The organism is Leptospira alstonii serovar Sichuan str. 79601, assembly GCF_000347175.1.
Lineage (GTDB): Bacteria > Spirochaetota > Leptospiria > Leptospirales > Leptospiraceae > Leptospira > Leptospira alstonii.
On record NZ_ANIK01000064.1, the window covers coordinates 1 to 24544 of the forward strand.

Genomic DNA, 24544 nt, shown 5'->3' on the forward strand with positions numbered 1-24544 from the left:
TCTTGAGTCGTTTATCTAATCGCTTATCTCCCAAGTTCAGCGATAAATATTCTTCTTCCACCCAATCTAATTCCGTTCCGAGTGTACTACTCCAATGTTTAGTGTTCATTATAAGGCCCTTACTAACTTTGGAAATAAAGGTTGAAAAATCTAGTTTTTTCTCATATTTGTGGGTAAGGTTATGGCTCACTACGGATCGCGTTTCAGGTCGCGAGACGTAACTCAATCTCGCTCCCTGCCGAATGACCCATAGAGAATGAGGCACTTATTTCAAGTGATCACTATCTGAACTCAGTGAAACGCTCACTACGGATCGCGTTTCAGGTCGCGAGGGGTAACTCAATCTCGCTCCCTATGGGTCGCGAGATAGGTTTTGGGACAAGCCTGGGTTATTTCATTTAACGTGAGTTTCTTACACTGAACTCACGTTAATTTTGAAGTTTTAGAGGAAACTCTCTAGTTCACTCCGATTCCAATCGCGGCCTCAAATCCTTCCAACATCGCCCGCTTTGCGTCGATTCCGGATGCGTCCTTGGCGCCTCCGATGAGATACGACGGGATTTCCGGAGATTTTGCCTTGAACTCTTCGTAAAGAGAAACTTCGCTGAGTTGTCCCGCGCAAAGTATGATCGAATCGCATTCGATGGTTAGAGGGCCGTCCTTTTTGGTTTCAACGACGAGCCCTTGATCCGTGACTTCCTTATAATTGAGAGAAGTGTAAAATCCAACTTCTTTCGATTCCAATTCCTGAAGTAACGCCCAGGCGGTCGTCGCTCCCAATCCGGACCCGATCTTTCCGGATCTTCGAAAGATGGAAACCTTTCGATTCGGTTTTTCCTTTTGAATTTGCGCGTTCGTATAGGATGCCACATTGTAACGATGAAAATAAGAATCTATCGTAGGCGCGTCTTCTTCCGTAAGTTTATGTGCCACGTCGCAGCCGATTCCGCCGCCGCCTATGATCGCAACCTTGTTGCCGGGCTTGAATTTTCCGGAAAGATAATCCGCGTAAGAAGCCGTTTTCTTCTTTTCGATTCCGGGAAGGGAAAATTCTCTAGGTTTGACCCCGGTCGCAAAAATTACCGCATCCGGTTTGAGCGCGAGAATGCTGTCTAACGTGGCGCGGTGGCCGAACTGAATTTCCACTCCGAGGTTTTTAAGTTCGTTTTTAAAATAACGAATCGTTTCAAAAAATTCTGATTTTCCCGGAATCTGCGCGGCGAGATTGAGTTGTCCTCCGATCTTGTCCGTCGCTTCCAGTACGGTCACTTTGTGACCTCGGATGGCGCTGATTCTCGCCGACTCGAGTCCCCCCGGCCCGGAACCGACTATAACCACGTGTTTTTGATTCGCGTTTTTCAATTTGCCGATTTCAAGCTCTCTGTTCGCGGAAGGATTTACTAAACAGGAAACCATCTGTTCTTTGAACGTATGATCTAGGCAGGCTTGGTTGCAAGCGATACAGGTATTGATTCTTTCTTCCTCATCCGCTTGGATCTTGTTTAGAATATCAGGATCTGCTAAAAAAGGTCTCGCCATACTCAGGATATCCGCTTCACGATTTTTTAAAATGCGCGACATCGTTTCCGGCATATTGACTCGGTTGGATGCGATGATCGGAATATCCTTGATTCTCTCCTTGATCTTTCCGGAAATTTTTGCCCAAGCCCCTCTCGGAACGAGCATGGAAATCGTCGGAATTCTGGACTCGTGCCAACCGATTCCTATGTTGAGCGCGTCCGCTCCCGTTTCTTTTAGTTTTTCCGCGAGAAGTACAACTTCTTCAAAAGTCGGGTTGCCCGGAATCAAATCGATTCCCGACATACGATAAACGACAGGAAAATCCTTTCCTACTTTTTTACGGACGTTTTTCATGACTTCAATCGCAAAGTTCATTCTTTTTTCGGAACTTCCGCCGAAGAAATCCTCTCTTTGATTGGTTACGGGTGAGAAGAATTGGTTCACCAAATAACCTTCACTTCCCATGATTTCTACGGCGCCAAAGCCGATTTCCTTTGCCTTGAGCGCGGAGTCTCCGAAGTCTTCGACCGTTTTCCAGGCTTCCTCTTCGGAAAGTGCTTTCGGTATAAAACGATTGATCGGAGCGCGGAGCGCGGAAGGCGCCACAAGTTCCCTATGATACGAATATCTTCCCGCGTGAAAAAGTTGTGCGCAAAAAACTCCTTTGGATTTAAGCGCGTTTGTTACAACGGATAATTCCTTACAATCCTCTTCCTTTTGAAAGTTAAAGAAAATATTGGCTCCTCTGCCTTCGTGATTGACGGCGATTCCTCCTGTCGTGATAAAACAAGCGCCTCCGTCGAATCGTCTCCCATAGAATGCGATCATTCTTTCCGCGGTCATCGGCATTCCTTCCAGCCCTAAGTGCATGGAGCCCATAATGACTCTGTGGGGAAGTGTGATCGAACCGATTTGGATCGGTTGGAAAATTTCAGAATATTTCATAACAAACCTTTTTTATGGTGAATCTTTCCTTCTATCTTGAAAACGGATTGGAAAACGGGCAAGTGAATTCTTGCCCATTCACTGGTTCAAGTTGGATTCCGACTAAATACGGCACCAGGTTCCGTGTGATTTTTTTTATCTTTTTTTTGCGAAACCCCTCTTTACTTCGTTCCGGAAGAACTGTATTGGGTATGGAAATTCTCTCGCTGTACTCTCAGAGAAAAATTGAATCCGCATTGGTCGAAGGTGGAATCGGGATCGATTCGATTCTCATTCCGGTTTCGTATTGGGACGTTTTGGATTTGGAAGAAAAAAAGGCTCTTTCTAAGAAGTTGCCTTATCTTTTGCGGAGATATACAAAGTACGTGGCTTCTATGAAGAGACTTCATTGGAGGGCGGGTAAGATCAAATACAACTGGGGTGTGGGAAAGATGAAAAAAATGAGCATACGTGTGAATACGGGCGCTTGGGCTTTGGCGGCGGCGCATGGTGTTTCGAGATGTTTTATGTTTAATTATATGCTTTGGCTGGATGACATTGGAGTCGGGGATTCCATCGTGGAAGTTGTAAACCTAGGAACTCCTAGATTTCACGGGATTTACAGAATGATTTGGACTTTAAATTTACGAGAGAACAAAATCACAAGGGAATTCGACTTCGATCCGAACCCAATCACGAACCAATATCCTTACCATTTGAACCAAGCCCCATCGTAGAACTTACAATCGATTGAGCGCGGAAATATAAGCCCTCGAACAAGCCTCGATGATGTCAGTGGAGCTTCCTTTTCCGACAACACGGTCTCCCTTGTATTCCAAAGTCACGGAGGCTTCTGCCATGGCGTCCTGTCCCGCGGTTACCGGGGAGATTACGAGTCTGGAAACTTCCGGATCCATTCCGGTCGTTTTTTGAATCGCTTTGTAGATCGCGTCTACCGGACCGTCTCCCGTAGCGGATTCTTCTCTGACATGACCGTCGATAACAATTCTCACGCCCGCAGTCGGAGTACTTTTGGTGCCTGTGGAAACCGTAAAACCGTCCAGTTGAAAACGATCTCCCGTAGACTTTCTGGTTTCATCCGAAAAAAGCGCGCGTATATCCTCGTCATAGATTTCCTTTTTTCTGTCGGCGATCTCCAAAAATCTTTGGTAAGCGGCTTCCAATTCTTCCGCTTGAGGAGAAAAGCCGAGTTTTACGATTCGATCCTTAAAACCGGCGCGTCCGCTATGCCTACCAAGAACCATTCTGTTGGAAGAAAGCCCGACGGTTTCGGGTTTCATAATTTCGTAGGTTTCCCTGTGTTTGATCACGCCGTCTTGGTGAATACCGGATTCGTGCGCGAAAGCGTTTGCTCCAACGATCGCCTTATTCGGTTGAACGAGCATTCCGGTAATCGTTTTCACGAGATAGGAGGCACGAGCGATTTCTTCGGTTTTAATTTGGGTCTGAATTCCGAACGTATCCTTTCTGGTTCGCATCGCCATAACGATTTCTTCCATCGCGGTGTTTCCCGCCCGTTCTCCGATTCCGTTGATCGTACATTCGATCTGACGCGCGCCATTTTGAACGGCGGCCAAAGAGTTTGCGGTCGCAAGTCCCAAATCGTTGTGACAATGAGCGGAGAAGATCGCTTTCTCGGATCCTTTCACGTTTGCAATTAAGAATTTAAATAGATTCCCGTATTCTGCCGGTGTAGTATAACCGACCGTATCCGGAATGTTGATCGTAGTCGCTCCGGCGGCGATCACCGCTTCGCAGAGTTCTCTTAAAAATCCCGGTTCGCTTCTAGTTGCGTCTTCGGGAGAAAATTCCACGTCATCCACGAATTGTCTACAAAGTGTCACGGCTTCCACGGCCATTTTTAAAACTTCTTTGGGTTCCTTTCCGAGTTTGTATTTCATATGAATCGGAGAGGAGGCGATAAAGGTATGAATTCTTCTTCTTTTTGCGGGTTGTAAAGCCTTGGACGCGGCTTCGATATCGGCTTTCATAGCTCTTGCGAGAGCGGCGATTGTTGGGCCTTCGGTTTCTCTTGCGATCCTTTCCACAGCCTGAAATTGAACGGGAGAAGATACGGGAAATCCGGCTTCTATGATATCCACCTTCATCGTTGCAAGTTGGGCTGCGATTTCCAACTTTTCGTTTTCCGTCATCGCGGCTCCGGGGCATTGTTCACCGTCCCTGAGCGTCGTGTCAAATATACGAACGTAGTCTTCCTGATCTGTTGCCATGTGATTCTCGCAAAAAATTCTGCTTCCAGTTTTTTGGATTTTATTCTTTAGACAACCAATTAAACTCCGCATTCTTTCAAAACGAAATATTCGATTGAAAAACCACGATGACTTTTTACGCTTTCAACTTTCAATGTTCCTCGAAAAAACTATGCTCCGATTCTATGCGTCTAACTTTCAATCCACCGATTGTTCCGTATCCGCAAATCTCTTCAGCGAACTCTTTGGACTGACGATCGTCGTCAGTTCCAGTTCACACGCAGAACTTTCTTGGCCCGACGACAAAGGGATATTGATCTTCAATAAGGAATCCAAAAATTGTCCGGTGGGCCCTGGAACAGTAACGTTTCGGATGGACAAAAAAAAATGGGAAAATCTGAAAACGATTTTGCTTTCCAGAGGGTTTATCGTGGAAACTCGGGATTCGAGATATGTTTCCGTTTTAGATCCTTGGAAAAATAGAATCTGGTTTTATTTCGAATGAGAATTCCGCTAAAAAATCGATACTTTGAATTTTTTCATTTTAGATTTTCGTAATTCTCCGATCGAAACGAAAGTAGTTTCAATCGATCCATAAACCGCTTGATCGATTCGAAATCTATTTCCCGCATAAAAAATCTCTCACATTTTGGATACGAAAATGGAAAGACCACAATTTGATTTTACTTCAAGGAGCGTCTTCCCCGGCGTATTAAGTTGATGGTTCGACAGGTGTTTATTGAGTTCAGAGAACGCGGCACTTTAGTTTAATCCGCTTTGTAAACGGAAGAAATCGTTCTTAGGAAAGCGACATTCTATAAAGAACTTATCCTAAAGCCCGAAAAGAAAAACGTATGAGTTCCCACAGAAACCGTCGCCTAACATTATCTTTGCGGTTTTAAATCGTTTTTTCGCGGAAAATCTCCGTAAGAGAAGTTCCCACATTGGACGGTTTTGAAACAAGTTCGAAAGTCAATTTTTTCGCAAGAATAGAAAGGTTATTTTTACAGAAATCAGGACTTTGTATGAGTTCTCAAATCCGATATTGGAAATAAATTTTCTTGATCCGATAAAATGGATCACTACAAGATCATTCTTCAAATTGTTTCTTTCTAAGATCATAAACCAATCGATAGGTTTTATCTTTGAGGGAAACCAGTTCCTTACAGTCTTCCACGTCCCATTTCATCATAAGGATTATTTTCTTGTCCATAAGAGAAAGCTGATAGAAAGGTATACAATTTTCCCGATTTGCGGTTTTTGTTTCCCTATAAAAATTCCAATCCGATTCGGGAAGGACTCGATTCTGAAAATATCCTTGGAGCTCGTCACTAAAGATAGATTCGTAACCGGGAAATTCTTTGTTTAAAATTTCTTTTTGAATTTTGAAAAAACGTGAGTTGGAAATGGGAAGCAAACGATCCAATTCTTTTTTTCCGAAGTATTGAAACTCTTTATCTTCAAAAAGTTTTTCAAAATTAATTCCCACCATCTTTGGATGTTTTCGATTTCGTAACCAAAGTTGAAAAAATTCTTCCAGAGAAACCAAAGGAACTTGTTCTAAATGATGTCCGTTTTTTACCGATTCGAAAGTCATTGTATTTTGTTTTGTCCTACAATAGAATAAGGTTCCCATAATTAAAATCAGAATGAACCATTCTTTGATTCTCATATTGAATTCCTTGCGATTATGCCACAATCCCAAAACGTGAATCCGGAAATTTGTCGGAAAGATAGCCATATTTTTCCCTAAAACAAATTTATGTGCGGACATTTTAGAAAACCAAAATACGCACGAAAGCGTTAAATCTTGAGTAGAATGGATTTTTATATTCACAATTCTATTTCTAAGATTCGCATAAACGAATTCGTAAATCCTCTTAATAAAACAGCCACTCATTTTTTTTAATGCCGATCTAAAAGATATTCAAAAATATGAATATAAAATAAAATTAAGATAACATATAATCTTTTAAATCCACAGAATGAATGTTGAATCAAAATTGGAATCGATTCCAAAAAATTCTATTGGGAGATTTTTCCGTTATTTAAATCATAATGGATTCTATCCACTTTTTCTTGAAAAATGGACAATGTAGGACAACTTGAATCTACTTTCCAATATACTTGTAACGTCACTTTTTGATCCGAAAGAGAATAGGAATATTCGGGTCCGCATGCTTGTCGAGTTTTGTTCTCAGTATGAATCCAGAGATCACGATCTTCTTTTGATACTATATGGTCCCAGTAATATCGTTCCAAGTCTTCGGCAAAAAAAGATTCGTAATTTGGAAATTTCTTTTTCAGAAGATTGGCTTCTACCTTAAAGAAACGGGACTTAGGAATATAACCGAACATATTTGTTTTTCCGAAATAGGAATATTCAGAATCTTCGAATAGAATCCGGACGTTCGTTTGAATCTTCACTTTTCTTTGATTTCGAATCCATATTTGAAAAAATTCTTCCAGAGTAATTTGAGAAATTTTTTTTAAATCCTTTCCTTGTTGTACGGTTTCAAATGTCATTTCGGATCCGCAACAAAACGAAAAAGTAAAAATTGTAAGTAAAGCGAGGAAGGAATTGTTTTTAATCATCTTTTTCCTTTAATCTGAAAATAAATTTTAAAAAGAAAACTTTCCGTTCGGGCAAAACTTTTTACCGGAACTCGCGCAATTTTCAACCCGGCGAAATAGGTTCCACGTCGGACCTACCTTCTTTCATTGCGAACTCGATCATTTCTTCCGCTTCTTTCCCCAAATATAAATCGATCAACCGATGTGCTCCGTAGATCAGAGGAGTGATCGTGACCGCTACGGCGCATTTGTAAATGAAGTTGTTCGTGGAAATTTGATTCAATTCTTGAAAACTGAGTTTGCCTCCTCCGAGTGCGATATAAATCACAACAAAAGAATCCACGAGCTGAGAAACGATCGTGGAACCCGTGGCCCGGAGCCAGATGTATTTGTTTTTGGTTTTAACCCGCAAAAAATGAAAGATCTGAATATCGATCAACTGCCCGATCAAATACGCCACGATCGAACCGACGATGACCTTTCCCGAGTTTCCGAAAACGACGTTGAAAGAATGATTGTCCACGGGAGAATTCGAGGCCGCAGGAATCGACATGTCCAACATCAAAAGGAAGTAGGCCAAGAAAATCATTACCATTCCTAAAAGAGTTGTAAAACGAACTCCCTTTCTTCCGTAGTATTCGTTGAGAAGATCGGTTATGATGAATGTTACCGGAAACGGAATCACTCCCATCGTAAGAGTAAAACCGAAGGAAACAAAAAGTTTGGAGCCTGTCACTTCGGCAAGGATCAAGAACGTTAAAAAGAACGCGTTTAAGATGATAAATAATTTCAGAGATTTGGAGAGAAGCATAAGCGGTTTTATCCGTCGATTACGCGAATTCGTCAACTTGTAAAAAGAACCGTTTGACAGACTCTAAGCGTATAAATCTCTGGAAGCGGGTTCTAAAATTCATCAACTTAGGAAACTTCTTTATTTTCCCGGGTTTCGATTCGATAATTAAGACAACACCGATGGCACACAAACAAGAAGACAAACACGACATTCCCGCTCCTTTTCAGAAAGGTTCAGAACCGAAGCATAAGATCCTACTTTATTCTTTTACCTGGTTTTTATTGTCCGCAACTTCCTTTACTTTAGGGATTCATCTTCTCAAAAAAGATCGAACTCCGCTTTCAGTGGAAAATGTTCGTGCGAGTTCCGTCGGAATCATGGATGAAATCAGCGACCTTTTCTTTATCAACAAACCCGTGCCTGAAACGACCGGTTCTTCTACGGTGCCAAAATCCAAGTCGGGTCTTTTCTCGTTCGCCAAGGACGAAGGCGATATGCCCGAGGCGACCTTACTTCCGAAAGCGGACGAGAATACTACCTTTCGTGCTTCGACTTGGTTTTCCGATTACGAAGCGATGAAAAAGACCGTACATCTTTACAACGAAATCCATCCTTTTATCTACGGAATGAAAGGCCGCGAAACGAATAACGGAGACCTTTATTCTAGCTGGGGAAGCGCTCAAAAACACGAAAGAGTCGCCGAGTTGCGTAAACTCAATCCGAACGTAAAGATCATTCCTACGATCTTTCGTTGGGAAAATAAATACGAAAAAATTTCCGAAAATATCGGGATGAACGGACGTAACGACATTCGTGATAAACACCTCGCGAATATTCTTCACGAATTGGATACGTACGGTTACGACGGGATCGACGTCGACTACGAAGGAATGAGTTGCGAGAAGAAGGAAAAGTTCGAAGAATTCATCGTCATTCTTTCCAAGGAAATTCATAAACGCGGAAAAATTCTTTCCGTTGCCGTTCATCCGAAAACTCCCGCTAAAAAAGAATCCATGAAAGTCTGTAAGGGTTTAAAAGAAAAAATCAGAATGGATTACGCGGAAAACTGGAGAGGGCCTATGACTCACGATTATGCCTTCCTCGCAAAATACGCGGATCGTATTAAGATTATGGCATATGAATTACATCCTAGAAAATACAGAAATCCGGGACCGGGTCCACAAGCTCCGAACACTTGGATCAAAAGTATCATCGAATACGCAAAAGCAAGAGTTCCTTCCAATCAGTTGTATATGGCGATTCCTACTTACGGCTACGACTGGGCCCTAAATTGTAACGCGAAGATCAAGTCGGTTTATTATATGGATGCAATTCGTAAAAAGGATCTTGGGATTCATAGACAACCGACTAACATCGATCAGATTGTTGCGAACACGAAAAACTCCGGTTCTTGGACCAATCTTTCCAAATTTTCTTACGTTCATACCGGAAAAACTTACGAGGACCCGAGCATTTGGTATAAATCGGAAGGTTGCGATCGTGTAGCGTTTTACATGAACCGAAAAGCGTTCGAAGACAAGATGAATCTTCTCAGACAATACGACCTCGGCGGATTTTCTTTTTGGCAATTGATCAGCGACAACGACCCGGGAATCAACGATTATCTAGAATTATTGGTTTCTAATAAACTTCCTCCCGTAGAAAAAGTGAAAGAGCCGGTAAAAAATCCGAACGCACCCGCGACGGACGTTCAACAGACCGCTCCGGAAGAAGCGAACGTAGACCGCAAACATGCGGAGAAACTTGCCAGAAAACAAGGTTAAAACTTTCATCACGGACTCTCCTCAAAAAGCGGCAAAAATACTGCTCGGAGGAGGGCTCGTCGTTTTTCCGACCGAAACGGTTTATGGAATAGGAGCTTCGGCTCTCGACTTCAAAGCCTGTAAAAGAATTTACGAAGTTAAGAATAGACCCGAAGACAATCCTCTCATTCTGCACGTTCAAGATATTTCCTCCCTGAAAGCCTGCGGAAACATAAGTGAAAAAGCCGATCTCGTATTTCAAAAATTTTCTCCCGGTCCGATCACTGGCATTTTTACAAAAAAGAACCAAGAGCTTTTTACGGCGGGTTTAAATACCGTCGCCGTCCGAATTCCTTCCCATCCAACGGCGCTGGAATTTTTAAAGTCCTGCAAAGTTCCCGTCGCCGCTCCTTCCGCCAACCTTTCCGGAAGACCGTCCTTAACAAAAATTGAATATATTTTGGAGGAATTTACCGGAAAAGCGGACTGCATTTTAACGGGAGAAGAACCGAAGATCGGGATTGAATCCACCGTGATCGATTTTACGTCGGAACCTCCCATTTTACTTCGTCCCGGTTTTGTGGACCGAAAGGATCTGCTTTTGATTCTTCCGGATTTAAAAGGTCTCGAATTGTTAAACGAAGTGGAAGTAGCTCCAAAAAGTCCGGGTCTTAAATATAGACACTACGCTCCGGTCTGTAAGGTCGTATTAAAGGATTCGTTAAACGGAATTTCAAATGATTTCGGCCAAATCGGTTTTCGTTTCGAATCTGAATCCGCATATCGGATTTTAGTTTCTTCCAACGAGGAATATATGAAATCCATCTATTCCTTTTTTGTGGAATGTGATCGCAGAGGAATTGCGGAAGCGTGGTGTGAAATTCCGAAAGAAGGAAGGGGAAAGGAAGCCCTGATCAATCGAATTTCAAAAGCGGCTTCGAAATAAGGAAGTCACTTTTGAAAGTTCCAACCAAAGTCAGCGCACGATAGAATTTCAATTCTTGTAAAGAATCCATTCAAAGAATCGAATACAATCTGTTTCAACCTTATTCCGCAAAACGATTTCGTCGAAAATTTTCCTGAAAGTGGAGTTCAGACCTTTAGCCCTGATTCCAAAATCTTGATTTCAATAAAAACTCGGCTTCGCTGAACTGAAATTTTTTTCGCAAAGGATCGGCGACGTCCATCGAAGAGGACTGTAAAACTTCCGTTATCGAAGACCCGAAATTTGCATTTAAGTGATTGGTTAAAAATCCGGGTTTTAAGGACCTAAGAAAACTTTGAAACGTAAAAAGTGCGGGCAAGTATCGAACCTCCACACGATCCGTTTTCAACTCTTGTTTGATGTCTTCGAGCAGCCCCAAAAAGTCGGAGACGGAATCGATCATCTTTTCTTTTAAGAATTGACTGGAAGTAAAAACTCTTCCTTGTCCGAATTGTTTATCCAAAGTCGAGATTGAAATTTTTCTCGCATCGGCAACCCGTTTGTAAAAAAGTCCCTCCGACTCTTTGATCTCTTGTTCCATCAATTTTTTGGATTCCGGATGAATCGGCCCGTATTCGGAGAGAAGATCCCTGTATTTGTAAAAGCCGACCCTGTCCTTTGTCACACCCAATTTGGAATAAAGATTTTTCAGATCCAAACGAAGAGAAATACTGCCTATACTTCCTACGATTCCGTAGGGAGAAGCGTAAATTTTCGAAGCCCCGCAGGAAAGATAATATCCACCGCTCGCGGAAACGTTTTGTACATACGCGTAAACGGGTTTTTTCTTTTGCAACTTTAGAATTTCCTGATATAGAAGCTCCGACACGAAAGCCGAACCTCCGGGAGAATCCACTTCCAATACCACCGCTTTGACGGAAGTTTCCTCCTTGAGTTCTTTGAGAGCGTTTTTTACGGCGTGATAGGAGATTCCTTCCGTTTTTCCTTCTCCTTTGCCGAGAGTATCGTGATGAATGTTTCCCTTGAGCGGCAGAACCGCGACGATCGGTTCGCGTTTGGGAAGTATTTTAAAATTTCTTAATTTAGAAAAACGATATAAAGAGGAAATACCGAGTTCCTTTGTGGAGGGTTTTTGTTTTTCATCCTCGTTTTCGTAGTTCGGATAGAGAAAATTCTCCCGAAAGTCCTCTTCGTTTAAAAATCCGGTGACAAATTTTCTTTCCTTCAGGGTTTTTGCGGATAAAAAAGGTTCGGCAAAAGTTTTGAGTGCAAAGCCCGTATAACGTTGAAAAAGGGATTCCAAATCTTCCGTCATTTGTTTGAGGAGCGCGTTTAGATTCTCCCTTGCCTTGGGCGAAAATTTATCCCTTTGAAACGATTCTCCGAAAGATTTGTAAGGCCCGCTTTGAAAGGTTTCCACTTTCACTCCCCATTTTTTGCCCGCGCTCCCGAAGAAAAAAGATTCCGCAGAGGGTAAAACGGGGAAAAACTCCGAGGCTTCCGAAGCGAATCGTTCGTTACAAACTCCCAAGAGGAATAAGGATTTGAGTCCGCCGGTGAGTGCAAATCCTTCCAACGTCACTCCGGATTCTTTCAAAATCCGTAATCTTTCCGCAATGCTCAAGGTTTCCCCGAACCCGTATTCCGGTTGTTGAATCAAAACCGAAATTTTTTTCAATCCGGGGACTTGAGAGAGCAGTTTGAGTTCTAAAAGAAAATCCGTGAAAAAAAACTCTTCCTCTTTGGAAGAGAGAAGTTTCATCAAAAAAGATTTTCGATAACTTGAAAATTCGGAGGGAATTTCCAGAAAGTAGTGATTGCCCGAGAAAAATCGAAATCGAATCCGGCGGATGAGTTGAAAAATCAATCGGAAAGGGATGAATACGATTTGAAAAAAATTTCGAAACATGAGGTCAGTTTGAAAACCGGATTCTTCCTGAAAAAGAAGAATTTCATTTAGGAAAGGAGTTTTCAGATTTAAGTACGCAATAAAACCTTAAATGCAAGAGGGTATTTCATTGCAGGAAATTCGGATTCGTGGAGCGAGAGAGCATAATCTTAAAAATATCAACGTGGATATTCCGAGAGATAAGCTCGTTGTCATTACGGGATTGTCCGGTTCCGGAAAATCTTCCCTCGCTTTTGATACGATCTACGCAGAAGGTCAAAGACGTTATGTGGAAAGTTTATCCGCATACGCCAGACAGTTTTTGGGTCAGATGGAAAAACCGGATCTGGATCTGATCGAAGGTCTTTCTCCCGCAATTTCAATCGAACAAAAAACGACTCATAGAAACCCAAGATCCACCGTCGGAACAGTTACGGAAATTTACGATTATCTCCGACTTTTATACGCGAGAGTCGGAAAACCGCATTGTCCCGAATGCGGAACTCCGATTCAATCCATGTCCATCGATCAGATCACTTCTCGGGTTCTAGCGTTTCCGCAAGGAAGTAAACTACAGATTCTTTCGCCGGTTGTCTCGGGCAAAAAAGGAGAACACAAGGACGTTCTCGAAAAGATCCGTAAGGACGGTTTCAATCGGGTGAGAATCAACGGAGAAATCCGAACCCTCGACGAAGAGATCGTATTAAAAAAGAATTTTAAAACTTCCATCGAGATCGTAGTGGATCGAATTGTGATGAAGGACGGAATTCGAAGCAGACTCGCCGATTCCGTGGAAACCGCTCTCAAACAATCAGAGGGCCTTGTGATTTTGGACGACGGTTCCAAGGATCATATTCTTTCTCAGAAGATGGCTTGTCCGAACGGACACGATATCGGTTTTACCGAACTTTCTCCTCGGATGTTTTCATTCAATTCTCCTTATGGAGCCTGCGAAACCTGCGACGGTCTGGGTAGTTTATTGGAATTTGACGAGGATCTTTTGGTAAACGATCCCGAACTTTCCTTGGTCGACGGTTGTATCGAAGCCTGGGCCGGTTCCAAGAGTAACGGCTTTTGGTTTATGGCCACTCTCAAGTCCTTATCCGATTCTTTGAAGTTCAAGATGAACACTCCTTGGAAGGATCTTCCCGAAAAAACGAGACAGACGATCCTACACGGAGATAAGAAAATAAAAATTGAATATGATTTTAGGGGCGCGAATTCCCATTACGAGTTCACCAAAGAATACGAGGGTGTGATTCCGAATCTTCAGAGAAGATACAAGGAAACCAAATCCGATTCCATGCGTCAGTGGTTCGAGTCTTATATGACCAACCATCCTTGTCCTTCTTGTAAGGGAAAACGTCTGAAACGGGAAAGCCTTTCGGTAAAGGTGCATAACGTTCCCGTGGACGAGTTTACTTCGTATTCGATTGAAAACGCTTTGAAGTTCGTCGAAGGTCTCAAAGTAACCGGAGCGGAAGAAATCATCGCAAAACCGATCTTAAAAGAGATTCATCAGAGACTTTCCTTTTTAAACGACGTAGGCGTCGGTTATCTTACGATGGAAAGAAGCGCGGGTTCCTTATCCGGTGGAGAAGCGCAACGCATTCGACTTGCGACCCAGATCGGTTCGAGACTGATGGGAGTATTGTATATCTTGGACGAACCTTCCATCGGTCTGCATCAAAGAGACAATACAAAACTCATCTCCACTCTCAAAAACTTAAGAGATCTAGGAAACACGGTTCTCGTGGTCGAACACGATCACGAAACGATGGAAGAATCCGACTGGCTCATCGACATGGGACCGGGCGCCGGTGTTCACGGAGGTCAGATCGTTTGTGCGGGAACTCCTGCGGACGTCGCCAAACATAAGGACTCATTGACCGGAAAGTATCTTTCTGGAAGGCGGAACGTTCCGATTCCCGAAAAACTCAGGAACGGAAACGGATTTAAACTTCAGATCATCGGAGCTAGGGAAAACAATCTCAAAAACATAGACGTGAACATTCCTCTCGGAAAGTTAGTCGTCATTACGGGAGTTTCCGGTTCCGGAAAATCGACTCTTATCAACGACATTCTTTATAACGCGGCCGCGCACAAGGTGATGAAAATGAAAACCTTGGCGGGAAAGCACAAAACGATCAAGGGATTCGAGAACATCGATAAGATCATCAACATCGATCAGTCTCCGATTGGAAGAACTCCTCGTTCCAATCCGGCGACTTATACCGGACTTTTTACTCCGATCCGGGAAATGTTTTCCAATCTCGAAGACGCAAAACTAAGAGGTTACGGTCCGGGAAGATTTAGCTTCAACGTAAGCGGCGGACGTTGCGAAACCTGCGAGGGAGACGGGATTCTCAAGATCGAAATGCACTTTCTACCGGACGTTTACGTAACCTGCGAAGTCTGCAAAGGGAAACGATATAACCAGGAAACATTAGAAGTTCGTTATAAAGGAAAGAATATCTTCGACGTTCTGGAAATGACCGTGGAAGACGCGAATCAATTTTTTGAGAATATTCCGATCGTAAAACGAAAACTGGAAACCCTTTTGGAAGTGGGGCTCGGTTATATCCGGCTCGGACAACCGGCGACGACTTTTTCCGGAGGAGAAGCCCAGAGAATCAAACTCGCGACCGAACTTTCCAAAAGACCCACCGGAAAAACCCTTTATATTTTGGACGAACCAACGACCGGACTTCACTTCGAAGACGTTAGACACCTTTCCGAGGTTCTGCATACTCTCGTGGATCGCGGAAATTCCATGATCGTGATCGAACACAATCTGGACGTGATCAAACAAGCAGATTGGATCGTAGACATGGGACCCGAAGGCGGTGACGGAGGAGGTCTTGTTATCGCGGAAGGAACTCCGAAAGACGTGGCAAAAGTAAAAAATTCCTATACGGGCCAGTATCTTAAGAAAGTCTTTACATCCGAGAACGGTAAGCCCGCCGCATCGGGCGGTAAAAACGGAATGAAGGAAAACTCTCCGTCCGAGAAACGAAACAAAAAGTGAATCGTTAAAATCGCCAACGAGGCATTATGAATCTGAAAGAATTCTTATCTTCCGTTCCGTCCTACGAATATCGAAACGTTTTCAGGGATGCGCTTCCTTACTTAGTGGAAGAGGGTTATTTCGAAGCGATTGCGGGAGGTTCCTTCGAAACGTTTCACAAAAAGATTTATCAACTGGGTTCTTATCCGAGAGGAATCGGACTCGGAATTGCGATGATGGCTCAGACCAATGTAGCGGGGAGGATTTTGAAGTTCGTCGGAGACGGTTTCTTAAACGAAACGGGAATCAACCGAGTTTTTCGAAAAGAAGAAACGATCGCGATCGGAACGAAACTTTTAAAGGACGTCAGTTCCGGAAAAGATATCATTTCCATGGGAGTCAGCGAATCCGGATGGAAGGGGAGAATTTCCAATATCGTCAGCGACTATCGAGTCGAAAACGATCGAATCATCTTAAGTGTATCCAAGTCTTTTATAACCAACGGCGCGAACTGCAGCGGATTTTTGATCGTGGCAAAATCGCCTTCGGAAACCTACGACGTGATCTATATCCCCCGCGATTCTTACGGTCTTGAGTTGGAAATTTTCGATCTGGAATACGCCAAAGAAGCGACCCACTGCAGACTTAAAGGAAACGATTTGTCCCTTCCTCTGAAAAATCTACTCTTTTTGAACTACCAAAACTTTGCACCCGAAATTCACCTTTCGGAAATGTTATCGGCTTCCGCGCTTTTCTGCGGTTACGTGGATTTGGTCCTAAAAACCCTTTTAAAAGAAAAAAGGGACGTAGATCCGAGGATCGCCGGAAAGATTTTAGACATTCAACAATTATTATATTCAAAAATTCTTGAGATATCCGGAAAAAAGGATCAGGATCCGAATTTTAGGATGGAGGAAATCCATCCTTACGGTTACGAAACGGCTCTGGATCTGATTTATTCCTGGTTTACGGATTTGGTGAGCGGGGTTGAGTTGTCCAATATGTTTCCGGATATAGGACTTTTTTATTCCATTCATCCGGGTAAAACCCCTATCTATCAAAAGAATATTCTAAAAAAAATTCGAGCTTTGCGTTAGGAAATTTCAGATTTTGTAGGAAAGTAGAAACCGAGAAAATATTTTTCAGATCGACTTTGAAATTCAGAATGCGGATCGCTCGCTCAGTGACGATGTCCGTGATGGTCATGGGTTCCGTGCGAATTTAGGATCGGAAGTTCGCCGATTTTTTTTGTTAGTCCCGGAACCTCGCACTGGACGGTAACGAAGTCGAACCCGAATGAAGATTTCAAAATTTGATTGGACTTGAAAACGATCTCTTCCGCGTGTTTTAAATCCGCGATCGAGATCCTCAACGTGCAGGCGTAAACCCCCCTTGTAATCGCCCAAAAATGAAAATCCAAAATTTGGCCGATACCCTCGATCTTACGAACGTGTTCTAGAATATGAGGAATTTCGAATGTTTCCGGAGACGATTCCAATAGAACGGAAACACTTTCCTTAAAAATTCCCCAAGCGGAACGCAAAATCAAAATCGAAATCAAAACACTGATCAAAGGATCGATCCAGTTCCAGTTTGTAAAATAAATCAGAATTGAACCGACTAAAACTCCCGCCGTCGAAAGAAGATCGCTTAGGACGTGAACGTAAGCCGATTTGATATTGATGTTCTCGTCGCTAAAACGAAATAAAATCCAAGCGCTGATCAAGTTGAGAAGGATTCCGAAAGAACTGTAGAAGATCATCTGAAAACTCAAAATCTCCTTTTGATTTTGAAATCTTTCAACGGCCTCGTAAAAAATATAAAACGAAATCCCGAAAATCAAAAGCGAATTCAAAAGAGAGGTCAGGATTTCGATTCGATAATAACCGAACGAAAATCGATGATTCGGTTTTCGGGAAGCGAGTAGCACGGCAATAAAAGACAAGGATAAAGCGATCGCATCCGTGATGATATGACCCGCGTCGGCAAGAAGGGCGATACTTCCGCTTTGAAACCCGCCGAACAACTCCACGAAAAAAATAAAAAGGGAAACGAGAATCGCCAGTAGAATCGATCTTTTCAGACCTTTCTCCTGACTTCTCTCTACGTGATGAAGTTGAAAAAAATCATCCATCAACGCGGAACGACTACGATATCCACTCTTCGATTGAGCGCTTTGTTTTCAGGAGTATCGTTGGAAACGATGGGTTGAAATTCTCCATAACCCGCGAGAGAAAAACTTCTCGGGTCCAAAATCTTACTTTCTAAAAAGTAGTGAAGTACGCTGAGGGCCCGTTCCCCGGAAAGTTGCCAGTTGTCCGAAAATTTTTTGGTTCGGATCGGAACGTTATCCGTATGTCCTTCGATGATGATTAAATTTCCCGGATAGTTTCCCAAGATTTCTCTGATCTTATCCAATGCGGGAAGGATCTGTTTTTTTAAATCGGCCGAACCGGAATCGAAGGAAATCCGATCGTCGATATTGATAACGAGTCGGTTGTGAAATCGTTTGAGACGGATCTGTCCTTTTTTGATTTCATCTACGAGTTTATTTTCAAGTTCGTTCGCCTGATCCGAGAGACGATCCAGTTCTTTTTTCTGATTTTCCGAAAGATTTTTCAGTTTGGAAATTTCATCGGTTAAAGATAGGATTCTACCTTCGAGCTCGTTGATTTTCTTCTCGTATTCTTTTTGAAGGGACTCCGTTTTTTTTTGACAAACTTCTCTTTCCTTTTCCAATTCTTCCTTTAAGTCGTTTAAAAGATCCGCGAACTTCCTGGTCTGTCTTTCGTTCTCTTCGATCAGTTCCTTTTCCTTATGGGAACTTTTTGTCTTTAAAACGGCGATTTGATTCTCCAAGATTTTGAGTTTTTCGTCGGCGAGGTCGTTGTCCTTGGCGCGGAATTCTTTTTCTCTCGCGAGCATTTCTTCCAGAAAACGAATTTTAGAATCGAATTCCAAACGTTCCTTTTTGGAATTTTCGGTTTCGTTTCTGTATCTGGTTCTGAAAGAATCCAATTCGATTTCCAAGGTGATTTTCTCGTTATACACCTTGTGGTATTCCCAAGGATAATAAAACACATCCGCAGAAACCGAATTCGCGGAAAGAATCAGACAACAGAAAAAAAGAAAATGGAATTTCAGAAAGGGCTTCATCGTGATCGCACTTCTCTCTAAGATTGAGCGGTTTACGATCGGGTCACTCCTTTTTTAACGTTCGTATGGAAATTCATTGATCGGTCTGTTCCGTTTTCAATCCTGTTCACTAAAAACCGTTTCTTGGAGAAACTTTATGGAAGAAAGAGGGGTAAGCCGCGGATCATTTTCTGAAAAAGCAAATCCTTCCTCCCAGGAATGGATCGAATTTTTCTCCGAAAAAATCAAAGCCGGTGAGAACGTTTTTTTAGATCGTTTTCTCAAACAGAATCATCCAGCGGACATCGCGGAGGTTCTGGAAAAACTCGAAGAAGACGAGGCGTTTTCCGTATTCAAACGATGTGATTCCGAATTGCAGAGTTCGATTCTCGTCGAGTTCGACGAAGAATTTCAGGCCGACTTAATCTCCCGTTTTCAAATGAAAGAAATCTCTCCGATTTTGGAAAATTTAGAAACGGACGAACTCTCAAGTCTTATCTCCGAATTTCCCAAAGACAAAGCGGAAGAAATTCTAAACTCGATCGATAAAGAGGATTCTTCCCAAGTCAGAAAACAACTTACCTTTCGGGAATATTCCGCCGGACGTTTGATGAACACCGTGTTTGCTTCGGCCATTGAAACCGATACGGTCCGAAAGGCGATCATCAAACTCAGAAAGATCGCAAGAGACACGGACGATATCTATCATTTATATATCACGGACGAAAACAACATACTCAAGGGATACGTTAAACTGAAGAATTTGTTTCTGGCTCCTCTCAACACAAAAGTACATCGACTGATGAAAACCGGTTTCACTTCGATTCACTACGATAAGGATCAGGAGGAAGTCGCTAAAATTTTTCGTAAGTACGATTTGGTTTCCGTCGCGGTCGTGGACGACTTCGGAAGAATTTTAGGAAGAATTACCGTCGACGATATCCTGGATATCGTTCATGAAGAGGCGTCGGAAGATATTCTTCGTTTGGGAGGGGTTTCCGAAGAGGAGAAATTGTCTTCTTCCGTTCTAACTTCCACAAGAAGAAGAATGGTCTGGCTTTTGATCAATTTGGGAACGGCCTGTCTTGCGGCCTCGGTCGTTTCTTTTTTCGGAGATACGATTGAAAAATACGTATTACTTGCGTCTCTCATGCCGATCGTCGCGGGGATGGGTGGAAACGCGGGAACACAATCAATCACTTTGATCGTACGAAGTTTGGCGACCGGAGATCTTTCCACCGGAAATTGGAAATCCGCCATTCGAAAGGAAGGGCTTGTGGGGCTTCTCAACGGTTTTATGATCGGAATCACGGCGGGTGTGTTCGTTTATTTTTTTACGGGAAACTTTACGCTATCGATGGTTATGTTTATGGCCTTGCAGGCGAATCTGGTGATCGCGGCGGTGATAGGAACTTCGATTCCGTTGTTGTTGCGCGTTTTGGGAATCGATCCCGCGATCGCTTCTTCCATTTTTGTGACGACTTTTACGGACGTATTCGGTTTTTTCTGCTTTTTGGGGTTGGCTACCATATTTATTCAAATGTTATAATATTTTAAAGTGTAAATATTCGCGTTTATCCTCGTTATATTCGAATTTTTTAATTGGAAATCAGCTTCGGAGAATCAAAAATCAATGTCGTGTATAAAATCAAAGTCCGTTCTTAAAAAAACGATCCTGCTTGTGGGACTAAGTTGGAGCTTATTTTGGATCCTTTCCTGTTCCAGTACAAAAACCGCGGATAACGAGGTTACAAAACGGGAATCGGTTCCAAACCCCGCCGGAGAAAACGAAATCGTATTGGACGAGGAGGGAAGAGAAGTCGTTTTAAATACGGAAGATCCGGCGTCTTTTTTAAAACCTTCCAAGGATCCTTTGGAATACTTTCGAGTTCATATTTCGAGCGAAGGTTATCAACTGCGTCAATTGAGAGGCTCCAAGTTCATCAAAAGAAAAGTGGATAAGGGCGGGGACGCTCTTATCAGCGAAGAGTTGGTTCGTTTTAACAAAATCAATTTCGTAGACGACGGGATCATCATCGTCGTGTTAAACGGAAATACGGGAGCCTTTGAGACGATTCGTTTTAATACAAGAGTGCCTAGAATCAACGACCTTGCTAAGATCGTTCAAAACGATGTGACCCGTTGGGCAATGGAACATTCCGAGGATAAACCCGTCGTGACAAGGTTTCAGATTCACTATTCTTTGGAATTGAAAAACCATAAGGGAAGCACTCGCGACGCGGTCAAAGAAGAATTAAAAAAGGAAGTTATCCGTAGGAAATGATTTCCTTGGAATTTCTGTTTTAGAAATTTCTAAAGTTGTTACGAAACGCCCCGATAAAAAAAACGGGCGTTTCAAACTCAGTCTCGGAAAAATTAAGAATGAAACGATTGTCACTAAACGCTGCCTATGAAGTGACCGGGAATTTTAGAACAAATCCGCCTTTTACTGATTCCTATATAAAGAGTACCATGAATTTTGAGACGAACCCCCGGTTTAAAGGCAGAATTCTGGACACTCTATTATGTAGTTTTTGAGTAGATACAGAATTCCTGACACCCTTGGATGTAATACTTAGGCGCCGCCGCAAGTTGGACTCTTTTTGGGGACTCTCTTACAAGTATCTGTTGTTATCTTCTCGATGATCTCCTGCGATTGGAGTCCGTCAAAGCCGAGGATCCTATCAACGCAGGAGTTCCCACATTTCACGAAACGTATACTCTGACCTGATAAACGATTAAGTGGCCCGCAAACTACATTGCGAGCCGGAAGCTTATTTTTAGTACACTCTGAATATTGAAAAGCAACTTTGAATCATTCTAAGTTGCAGACAAATGTGTTGTATACTAAGAGTTTTTCCTAAACTCATTCGGATTCAGTAATGCGTTTGAATGAGAAAGTTTACCGGATTTTGAAAAATTAAGGATAGGTTTTCAATTAAGTTTTTCGAATTTTTTTGTCACATTCAGAAATTCAAACGGAAAAATCAGCTCTTCGATCCTTTTCCAATACCGGAAAATATGAATATTCCAACGTGATAATGATCCGTTTCGTGTAGAATTCAAATTCTCCTTTTAAAAAAGTAGATCCCATTTTAAGGAATTATGTTATACTTTCATAAAACGAACCGAATTGTAAATTTCCGTAAAAAGAGTTTGAAATTCCATTTAAACTTTGATATTTTTTGTCCTCGCAACTTACAAATACCGAAGCGAATGCGATTTTGGAGTAATTTCGGATTAGAAATTTATGATAAATTCAATCGATTTAAAACGGGACGGATATCGGCTCATATTCGAGTCTCTTCCGGGACTTTATCTCATCCTCCTTCCCGATCTTAGAATCGCCGCGGTAAGCGAGTCTTACCTCAAAGCAACGAATACAAAACGAGATGAAATTCTCGGCCGCGGAATTTTCGACGTTTTTCCGGACAACCCTTCCGATCCGAACGCGGACGGCGCGGGTAATTTGCACGATTCTCTTATGCTCGTTTTAAAGGATAAAGCTTCGAACACAATGGCCGTCCAAAAGTACGACGTTAGGCGATCCGAGGCGGATGGGGGAGGGTTCGAAGAAAAATACTGGAGCCCGATGAATTCTCCGATTTTGGACGAAAAAGGGGAAGTGGTTTACATCGTCCACAAAGTGGAGGAGGTAACGGAATTTGTTCGACTCAAAAACAAGGGAAAAGAACAGAACAAGATCGCCGAAGACCTGCGAAATCTGACGGCCTCTATGGAAACGGAGATCTATCAAAGGGCTCAAGAGATTCAGAGTAACAATAAAAAACTTCTTAAACTCAACGAAGAACTTACCCTGAGAGAACATGAAATTCAGGAAATTTACAAACGTTTGTTCGATATGGATCAATTGAAATCTCAGTTCTTTGCCAACGTAAGCCACGAGTTAAGAACGCCTTTGACCTTAATTATCGGTTCCACCCGAACCTTGCTGAAAGATCAAGGAATCGCTTCGACCCAGCGCGCCCATTTGGAAACCATCGAAAGAAATTCCTATACTCTTCTCAAACACGTAAACGATCTCCTGGATCTTTCCAAATTGGAATCCGGTAAAATGACATTAAAATATTCGAATGCGAATCTTTCGGATGTGATTCGGTTTATAGCGGCTCATTTCGATATCATAGCCAAGGAAAGAAATATAGACTTTGTGTTGAGTATTCCCGAAAATTTTCCGATTCAGATGGACGTTTCCAAAGTGGAACGGATCGTATTGAATCTTTTTTCAAACGCGTTTAAATTCGTTCCCGATTCCGGTAAGATCCATTGTGCTTTGAAAACGGAAGGTGTGATGGCTTCCATATACGTTGCGGACAACGGTCCCGGAGTTCCGGTTCATCTGAGAGATCAGATCTTTGAAAAATTCAGACAAGGGGAAGAAGGAGATTCCCGAACTTTCGGAGGAACGGGACTTGGGCTTGCAATCGCAAAGGAATTTGCAAATCTACATATGGGATCGATCGGGGTTTCCGATTCTATTTTGGGCGGAGCTCTGTTTAAGGTTCAGATTCCGATTTACGCTCCGATTCAGATCGAAGATAGACAACAATCGATTGGGACGGAAGAATTGACTCCCGCCTTGATAAGCGATATTAATAAATTACAGAAAAATAAAATCGAAACGCAGGAACCTTCAACCTTTTACAATCGTCCCAAGGTTTTGATCGTGGAGGACAACGCGGAAATGCGAAAATACGTTTTCGATACGTTATCCGCTGATTTCAATCTTTGGATTGCTGTAGACGGAAAAGAGGGTTTGGAAAAAGCGATTCTTGAAAAGCCGGACATTATCGTTACCGATATTATGATGCCGGTGATGAGCGGGGATCAGATGGTAAAAGAGATCCGAAAAATTCCGGAACTTTCCGGAACATATATCCTTTTTTTAAGCGCAAAGTCAGATCAGAATTTCAGAGTCAAACTCCTGCAAGAAGGAGCCCACGATTATCTGATCAAACCGTTTACGCCGGAAGAACTGAGCGTGAAAGTTCACAATTTTGCCGCGAGTAAAAAAACGATTGAGACCCTGGAAGTCGCGAATAAGGACATGGAATCCTTCAGTTATTCCGTATCGCACGATCTTCGCGCCCCGATTTTAGGGATCGACGGTTTTATCCGAATCATCTTGGAAGATTTTTCCGAGACGATGGATTCGGAGGTTCTGAGATTGCTCAAGATCGTACAAAAAAACGTGTTTTATATGAATAATCTTATACAGGACCTTTTGAATTTTCACAAGGTTTCAAAGATCGATATGACGAGCAGAATCGTCGATATAAACAGAATGGTCGAAGAATCGATCACAACCGTTCTTCAAAATTATCCGAAAAAGGATTATTCGTTTCAGGTCGAAAAATTGCCGAACGCTTTTGCAAACGGGTCCGCCCTCAAGCAGGTATGGATCAATCTCATTTCCAATGCGGTTAAATATTCTTCTACGAGGGAATATCCTGTGATTAAAATCGGTTTTAAGGAAGTAGACGGATTTAACGTTTACTTCGTGGAAGACAACGGAGTCGGTTTTAATAAGGCCTATTCGACCAGATTATTCAAGGTATTTCAAAGACTTCATACCCAAGAGGAATTTGAGGGAACCGGAGTCGGTTTGGCGATCGTATCCAGAATCGTACAACGCCACGGGGGGCAGGTATTTGCGGAAGGAGAGGTGAACCGAGGCGCCAAATTTTCATTCACTCTTCCTAAACTTTCGGAAAGTGAAAACATTTAAAATAACGTCATAA

Annotated in this window: 18 protein-coding genes; 9 read left to right on the top strand and 9 right to left on the bottom strand. The window is 42.6% G+C overall.

Going from position 1 to position 24544, the window contains the following annotated elements; translation table 11 throughout:
- Both LEP1GSC194_RS22360 and LEP1GSC194_RS13195 read right to left on the bottom strand, forming a co-directional pair.
- Positions 1-109, bottom strand: a 109-nt coding sequence (locus LEP1GSC194_RS22360) for a transposase (protein WP_232424468.1), incomplete at its 3' end; no start/stop codon positions are given.
- Positions 110-456: 347 nt separating this feature from the next.
- A complete protein-coding gene (locus LEP1GSC194_RS13195; RefSeq protein WP_231384473.1) occupies positions 457-2400 on the bottom strand; it encodes an oxidoreductase in 1944 nt (647 codons plus the stop codon).
- Between the two features lie 257 nt (positions 2401-2657).
- Here LEP1GSC194_RS13195 and LEP1GSC194_RS13200 point away from each other — a divergent pair, with 257 nt between their 5' ends.
- The gene (locus LEP1GSC194_RS13200; RefSeq protein WP_036042854.1) at positions 2658-3182 is read left to right on the top strand and encodes a DUF1564 domain-containing protein; all 525 of its coding nucleotides are present in this window, start codon (positions 2658-2660) and stop codon (positions 3180-3182) included.
- Between the two features lie 3 nt (positions 3183-3185).
- Here the strand turns inward: LEP1GSC194_RS13200 and LEP1GSC194_RS13205 are convergent, their stop codons facing one another.
- Complete coding sequence (locus tag LEP1GSC194_RS13205; protein ID WP_036042838.1) at positions 3186-4769, bottom strand: 2-isopropylmalate synthase; 1584 nt, start codon at positions 4767-4769, stop codon at positions 3186-3188.
- A gap of 79 nt (positions 4770-4848) precedes the next feature.
- On the opposite strand from LEP1GSC194_RS13205, the gene LEP1GSC194_RS13210 reads away from it, so the two are divergent.
- Positions 4849-5181 (top strand): hypothetical protein, encoded by a 333-nt coding sequence (locus tag LEP1GSC194_RS13210; protein ID WP_020774114.1) that lies wholly within the window; start codon positions 4849-4851, stop codon positions 5179-5181.
- Between the two features lie 585 nt (positions 5182-5766).
- Here LEP1GSC194_RS13210 and LEP1GSC194_RS13215 read toward each other — a convergent pair.
- The 3 genes from LEP1GSC194_RS13215 to LEP1GSC194_RS13225 form a co-directional block, all read right to left on the bottom strand.
- Complete coding sequence (locus LEP1GSC194_RS13215; RefSeq protein WP_020774111.1) at positions 5767-6348, bottom strand: hypothetical protein; 582 nt, start codon at positions 6346-6348, stop codon at positions 5767-5769.
- Between the two features lie 353 nt (positions 6349-6701).
- A complete protein-coding gene (locus tag LEP1GSC194_RS13220) occupies positions 6702-7271 on the bottom strand; it encodes a hypothetical protein (protein ID WP_020774096.1) in 570 nt (189 codons plus the stop codon).
- A gap of 82 nt (positions 7272-7353) precedes the next feature.
- Positions 7354-8061 (bottom strand): queuosine precursor transporter, encoded by a 708-nt coding sequence (locus tag LEP1GSC194_RS13225; protein WP_020774070.1) that lies wholly within the window; start codon positions 8059-8061, stop codon positions 7354-7356.
- A gap of 161 nt (positions 8062-8222) precedes the next feature.
- Here LEP1GSC194_RS13225 and LEP1GSC194_RS13230 point away from each other — a divergent pair, with 161 nt between their 5' ends.
- Together LEP1GSC194_RS13230 and LEP1GSC194_RS13235 are read left to right on the top strand one after the other, a co-directional pair.
- Positions 8223-9827 carry a glycosyl hydrolase family 18 protein gene (locus LEP1GSC194_RS13230; protein WP_020774080.1) on the top strand — a complete coding sequence of 535 codons (1605 nt, stop codon included), beginning with the start codon at positions 8223-8225 and terminating at the stop codon, positions 9825-9827.
- Entirely contained in the window at positions 9808-10752 is a 945-nt protein-coding gene (locus LEP1GSC194_RS13235) for an L-threonylcarbamoyladenylate synthase (RefSeq protein WP_020774099.1), read from the top strand. Before LEP1GSC194_RS13230 ends, LEP1GSC194_RS13235 begins: the two co-directional genes overlap by 20 nt.
- Positions 10753-10906: 154 nt before the next feature.
- Here the strand turns inward: LEP1GSC194_RS13235 and sppA are convergent, their stop codons facing one another.
- Positions 10907-12661, bottom strand: a complete 1755-nt coding sequence (gene sppA, locus LEP1GSC194_RS13240; protein ID WP_020774087.1) for a signal peptide peptidase SppA — start codon at positions 12659-12661, stop codon at positions 10907-10909.
- Positions 12662-12770: 109 nt separating this feature from the next.
- Between sppA and uvrA the strand changes: the two genes are divergently transcribed.
- Together uvrA and LEP1GSC194_RS13250 are read left to right on the top strand one after the other, a co-directional pair.
- Positions 12771-15668, top strand: a complete 2898-nt coding sequence (gene uvrA / locus LEP1GSC194_RS13245) for an excinuclease ABC subunit UvrA (RefSeq protein WP_036042856.1) — start codon at positions 12771-12773, stop codon at positions 15666-15668.
- Between the two features lie 26 nt (positions 15669-15694).
- Entirely contained in the window at positions 15695-16744 is a 1050-nt protein-coding gene (locus LEP1GSC194_RS13250) for an acyl-CoA dehydrogenase family protein (protein WP_020774069.1), read from the top strand.
- Between the two features lie 83 nt (positions 16745-16827).
- Here LEP1GSC194_RS13250 and LEP1GSC194_RS13255 read toward each other — a convergent pair whose 3' ends face one another.
- A complete protein-coding gene (locus tag LEP1GSC194_RS13255; protein ID WP_020774074.1) occupies positions 16828-17781 on the bottom strand; it encodes a cation diffusion facilitator family transporter in 954 nt (317 codons plus the stop codon).
- Positions 17781-18803 (bottom strand): OmpA family protein, encoded by a 1023-nt coding sequence (locus tag LEP1GSC194_RS13260; RefSeq protein ID WP_020774112.1) that lies wholly within the window; start codon positions 18801-18803, stop codon positions 17781-17783. The genes LEP1GSC194_RS13255 and LEP1GSC194_RS13260 overlap by 1 nt, the downstream gene beginning before the upstream one ends.
- A gap of 136 nt (positions 18804-18939) precedes the next feature.
- Here LEP1GSC194_RS13260 and mgtE point away from each other — a divergent pair, with 136 nt between their 5' ends.
- From mgtE to lvrA, 3 genes are all read left to right on the top strand, one after another.
- Positions 18940-20331: a magnesium transporter gene (gene mgtE, locus LEP1GSC194_RS13265; RefSeq protein WP_036042857.1), complete on the top strand. Its 1392-nt coding sequence runs from the start codon at positions 18940-18942 to the stop codon at positions 20329-20331.
- An 84-nt stretch (positions 20332-20415) separates the two neighbouring features.
- The gene (locus LEP1GSC194_RS13270; RefSeq protein ID WP_020774083.1) at positions 20416-21066 is read left to right on the top strand and encodes an LA_2219 family laminin/E-cadherin/plasminogen-binding protein; all 651 of its coding nucleotides are present in this window, start codon (positions 20416-20418) and stop codon (positions 21064-21066) included.
- 966 nt (positions 21067-22032) lie between these two features.
- Positions 22033-24531 carry a hybrid histidine kinase/response regulator LvrA gene (gene lvrA / locus LEP1GSC194_RS13275; RefSeq protein WP_017809878.1) on the top strand — a complete coding sequence of 833 codons (2499 nt, stop codon included), beginning with the start codon at positions 22033-22035 and terminating at the stop codon, positions 24529-24531.
- Positions 24532-24544: the final 13 nt, after the last annotated feature.

Excerpts from the sequence above, each read along its gene's own strand:
- LEP1GSC194_RS13195 (WP_231384473.1), bottom strand. The coding sequence starts at position 2,400 with ATGGGCTCCATGCACTTAGGGCTGGAAGGAATGCCGATGACCGCGGAA.
- LEP1GSC194_RS13200 (WP_036042854.1), top strand. The coding sequence starts at position 2,658 with ATGGAAATTCTCTCGCTGTACTCTCAGAGAAAAATTGAATCCGCATTG.
- LEP1GSC194_RS13205 (WP_036042838.1), bottom strand. The coding sequence starts at position 4,769 with ATGCGGAGTTTAATTGGTTGTCTAAAGAATAAAATCCAAAAAACTGGA.
- LEP1GSC194_RS13210 (WP_020774114.1), top strand. The coding sequence starts at position 4,849 with ATGCTCCGATTCTATGCGTCTAACTTTCAATCCACCGATTGTTCCGTA.
- LEP1GSC194_RS13215 (WP_020774111.1), bottom strand. The coding sequence starts at position 6,348 with ATGAGAATCAAAGAATGGTTCATTCTGATTTTAATTATGGGAACCTTA.
- LEP1GSC194_RS13220 (WP_020774096.1), bottom strand. The coding sequence starts at position 7,271 with ATGATTAAAAACAATTCCTTCCTCGCTTTACTTACAATTTTTACTTTT.
- LEP1GSC194_RS13225 (WP_020774070.1), bottom strand. The coding sequence starts at position 8,061 with ATGCTTCTCTCCAAATCTCTGAAATTATTTATCATCTTAAACGCGTTC.
- LEP1GSC194_RS13230 (WP_020774080.1), top strand. The coding sequence starts at position 8,223 with ATGGCACACAAACAAGAAGACAAACACGACATTCCCGCTCCTTTTCAG.
- sppA (WP_020774087.1), bottom strand. The coding sequence starts at position 12,661 with ATGTTTCGAAATTTTTTTCAAATCGTATTCATCCCTTTCCGATTGATT.
- LEP1GSC194_RS13250 (WP_020774069.1), top strand. The coding sequence starts at position 15,695 with ATGAATCTGAAAGAATTCTTATCTTCCGTTCCGTCCTACGAATATCGA.
- LEP1GSC194_RS13255 (WP_020774074.1), bottom strand. The coding sequence starts at position 17,781 with ATGGATGATTTTTTTCAACTTCATCACGTAGAGAGAAGTCAGGAGAAA.
- LEP1GSC194_RS13260 (WP_020774112.1), bottom strand. The coding sequence starts at position 18,803 with ATGAAGCCCTTTCTGAAATTCCATTTTCTTTTTTTCTGTTGTCTGATT.
- mgtE (WP_036042857.1), top strand. The coding sequence starts at position 18,940 with ATGGAAGAAAGAGGGGTAAGCCGCGGATCATTTTCTGAAAAAGCAAAT.
- LEP1GSC194_RS13270 (WP_020774083.1), top strand. The coding sequence starts at position 20,416 with ATGTCGTGTATAAAATCAAAGTCCGTTCTTAAAAAAACGATCCTGCTT.
- lvrA (WP_017809878.1), top strand. The coding sequence starts at position 22,033 with ATGATAAATTCAATCGATTTAAAACGGGACGGATATCGGCTCATATTC.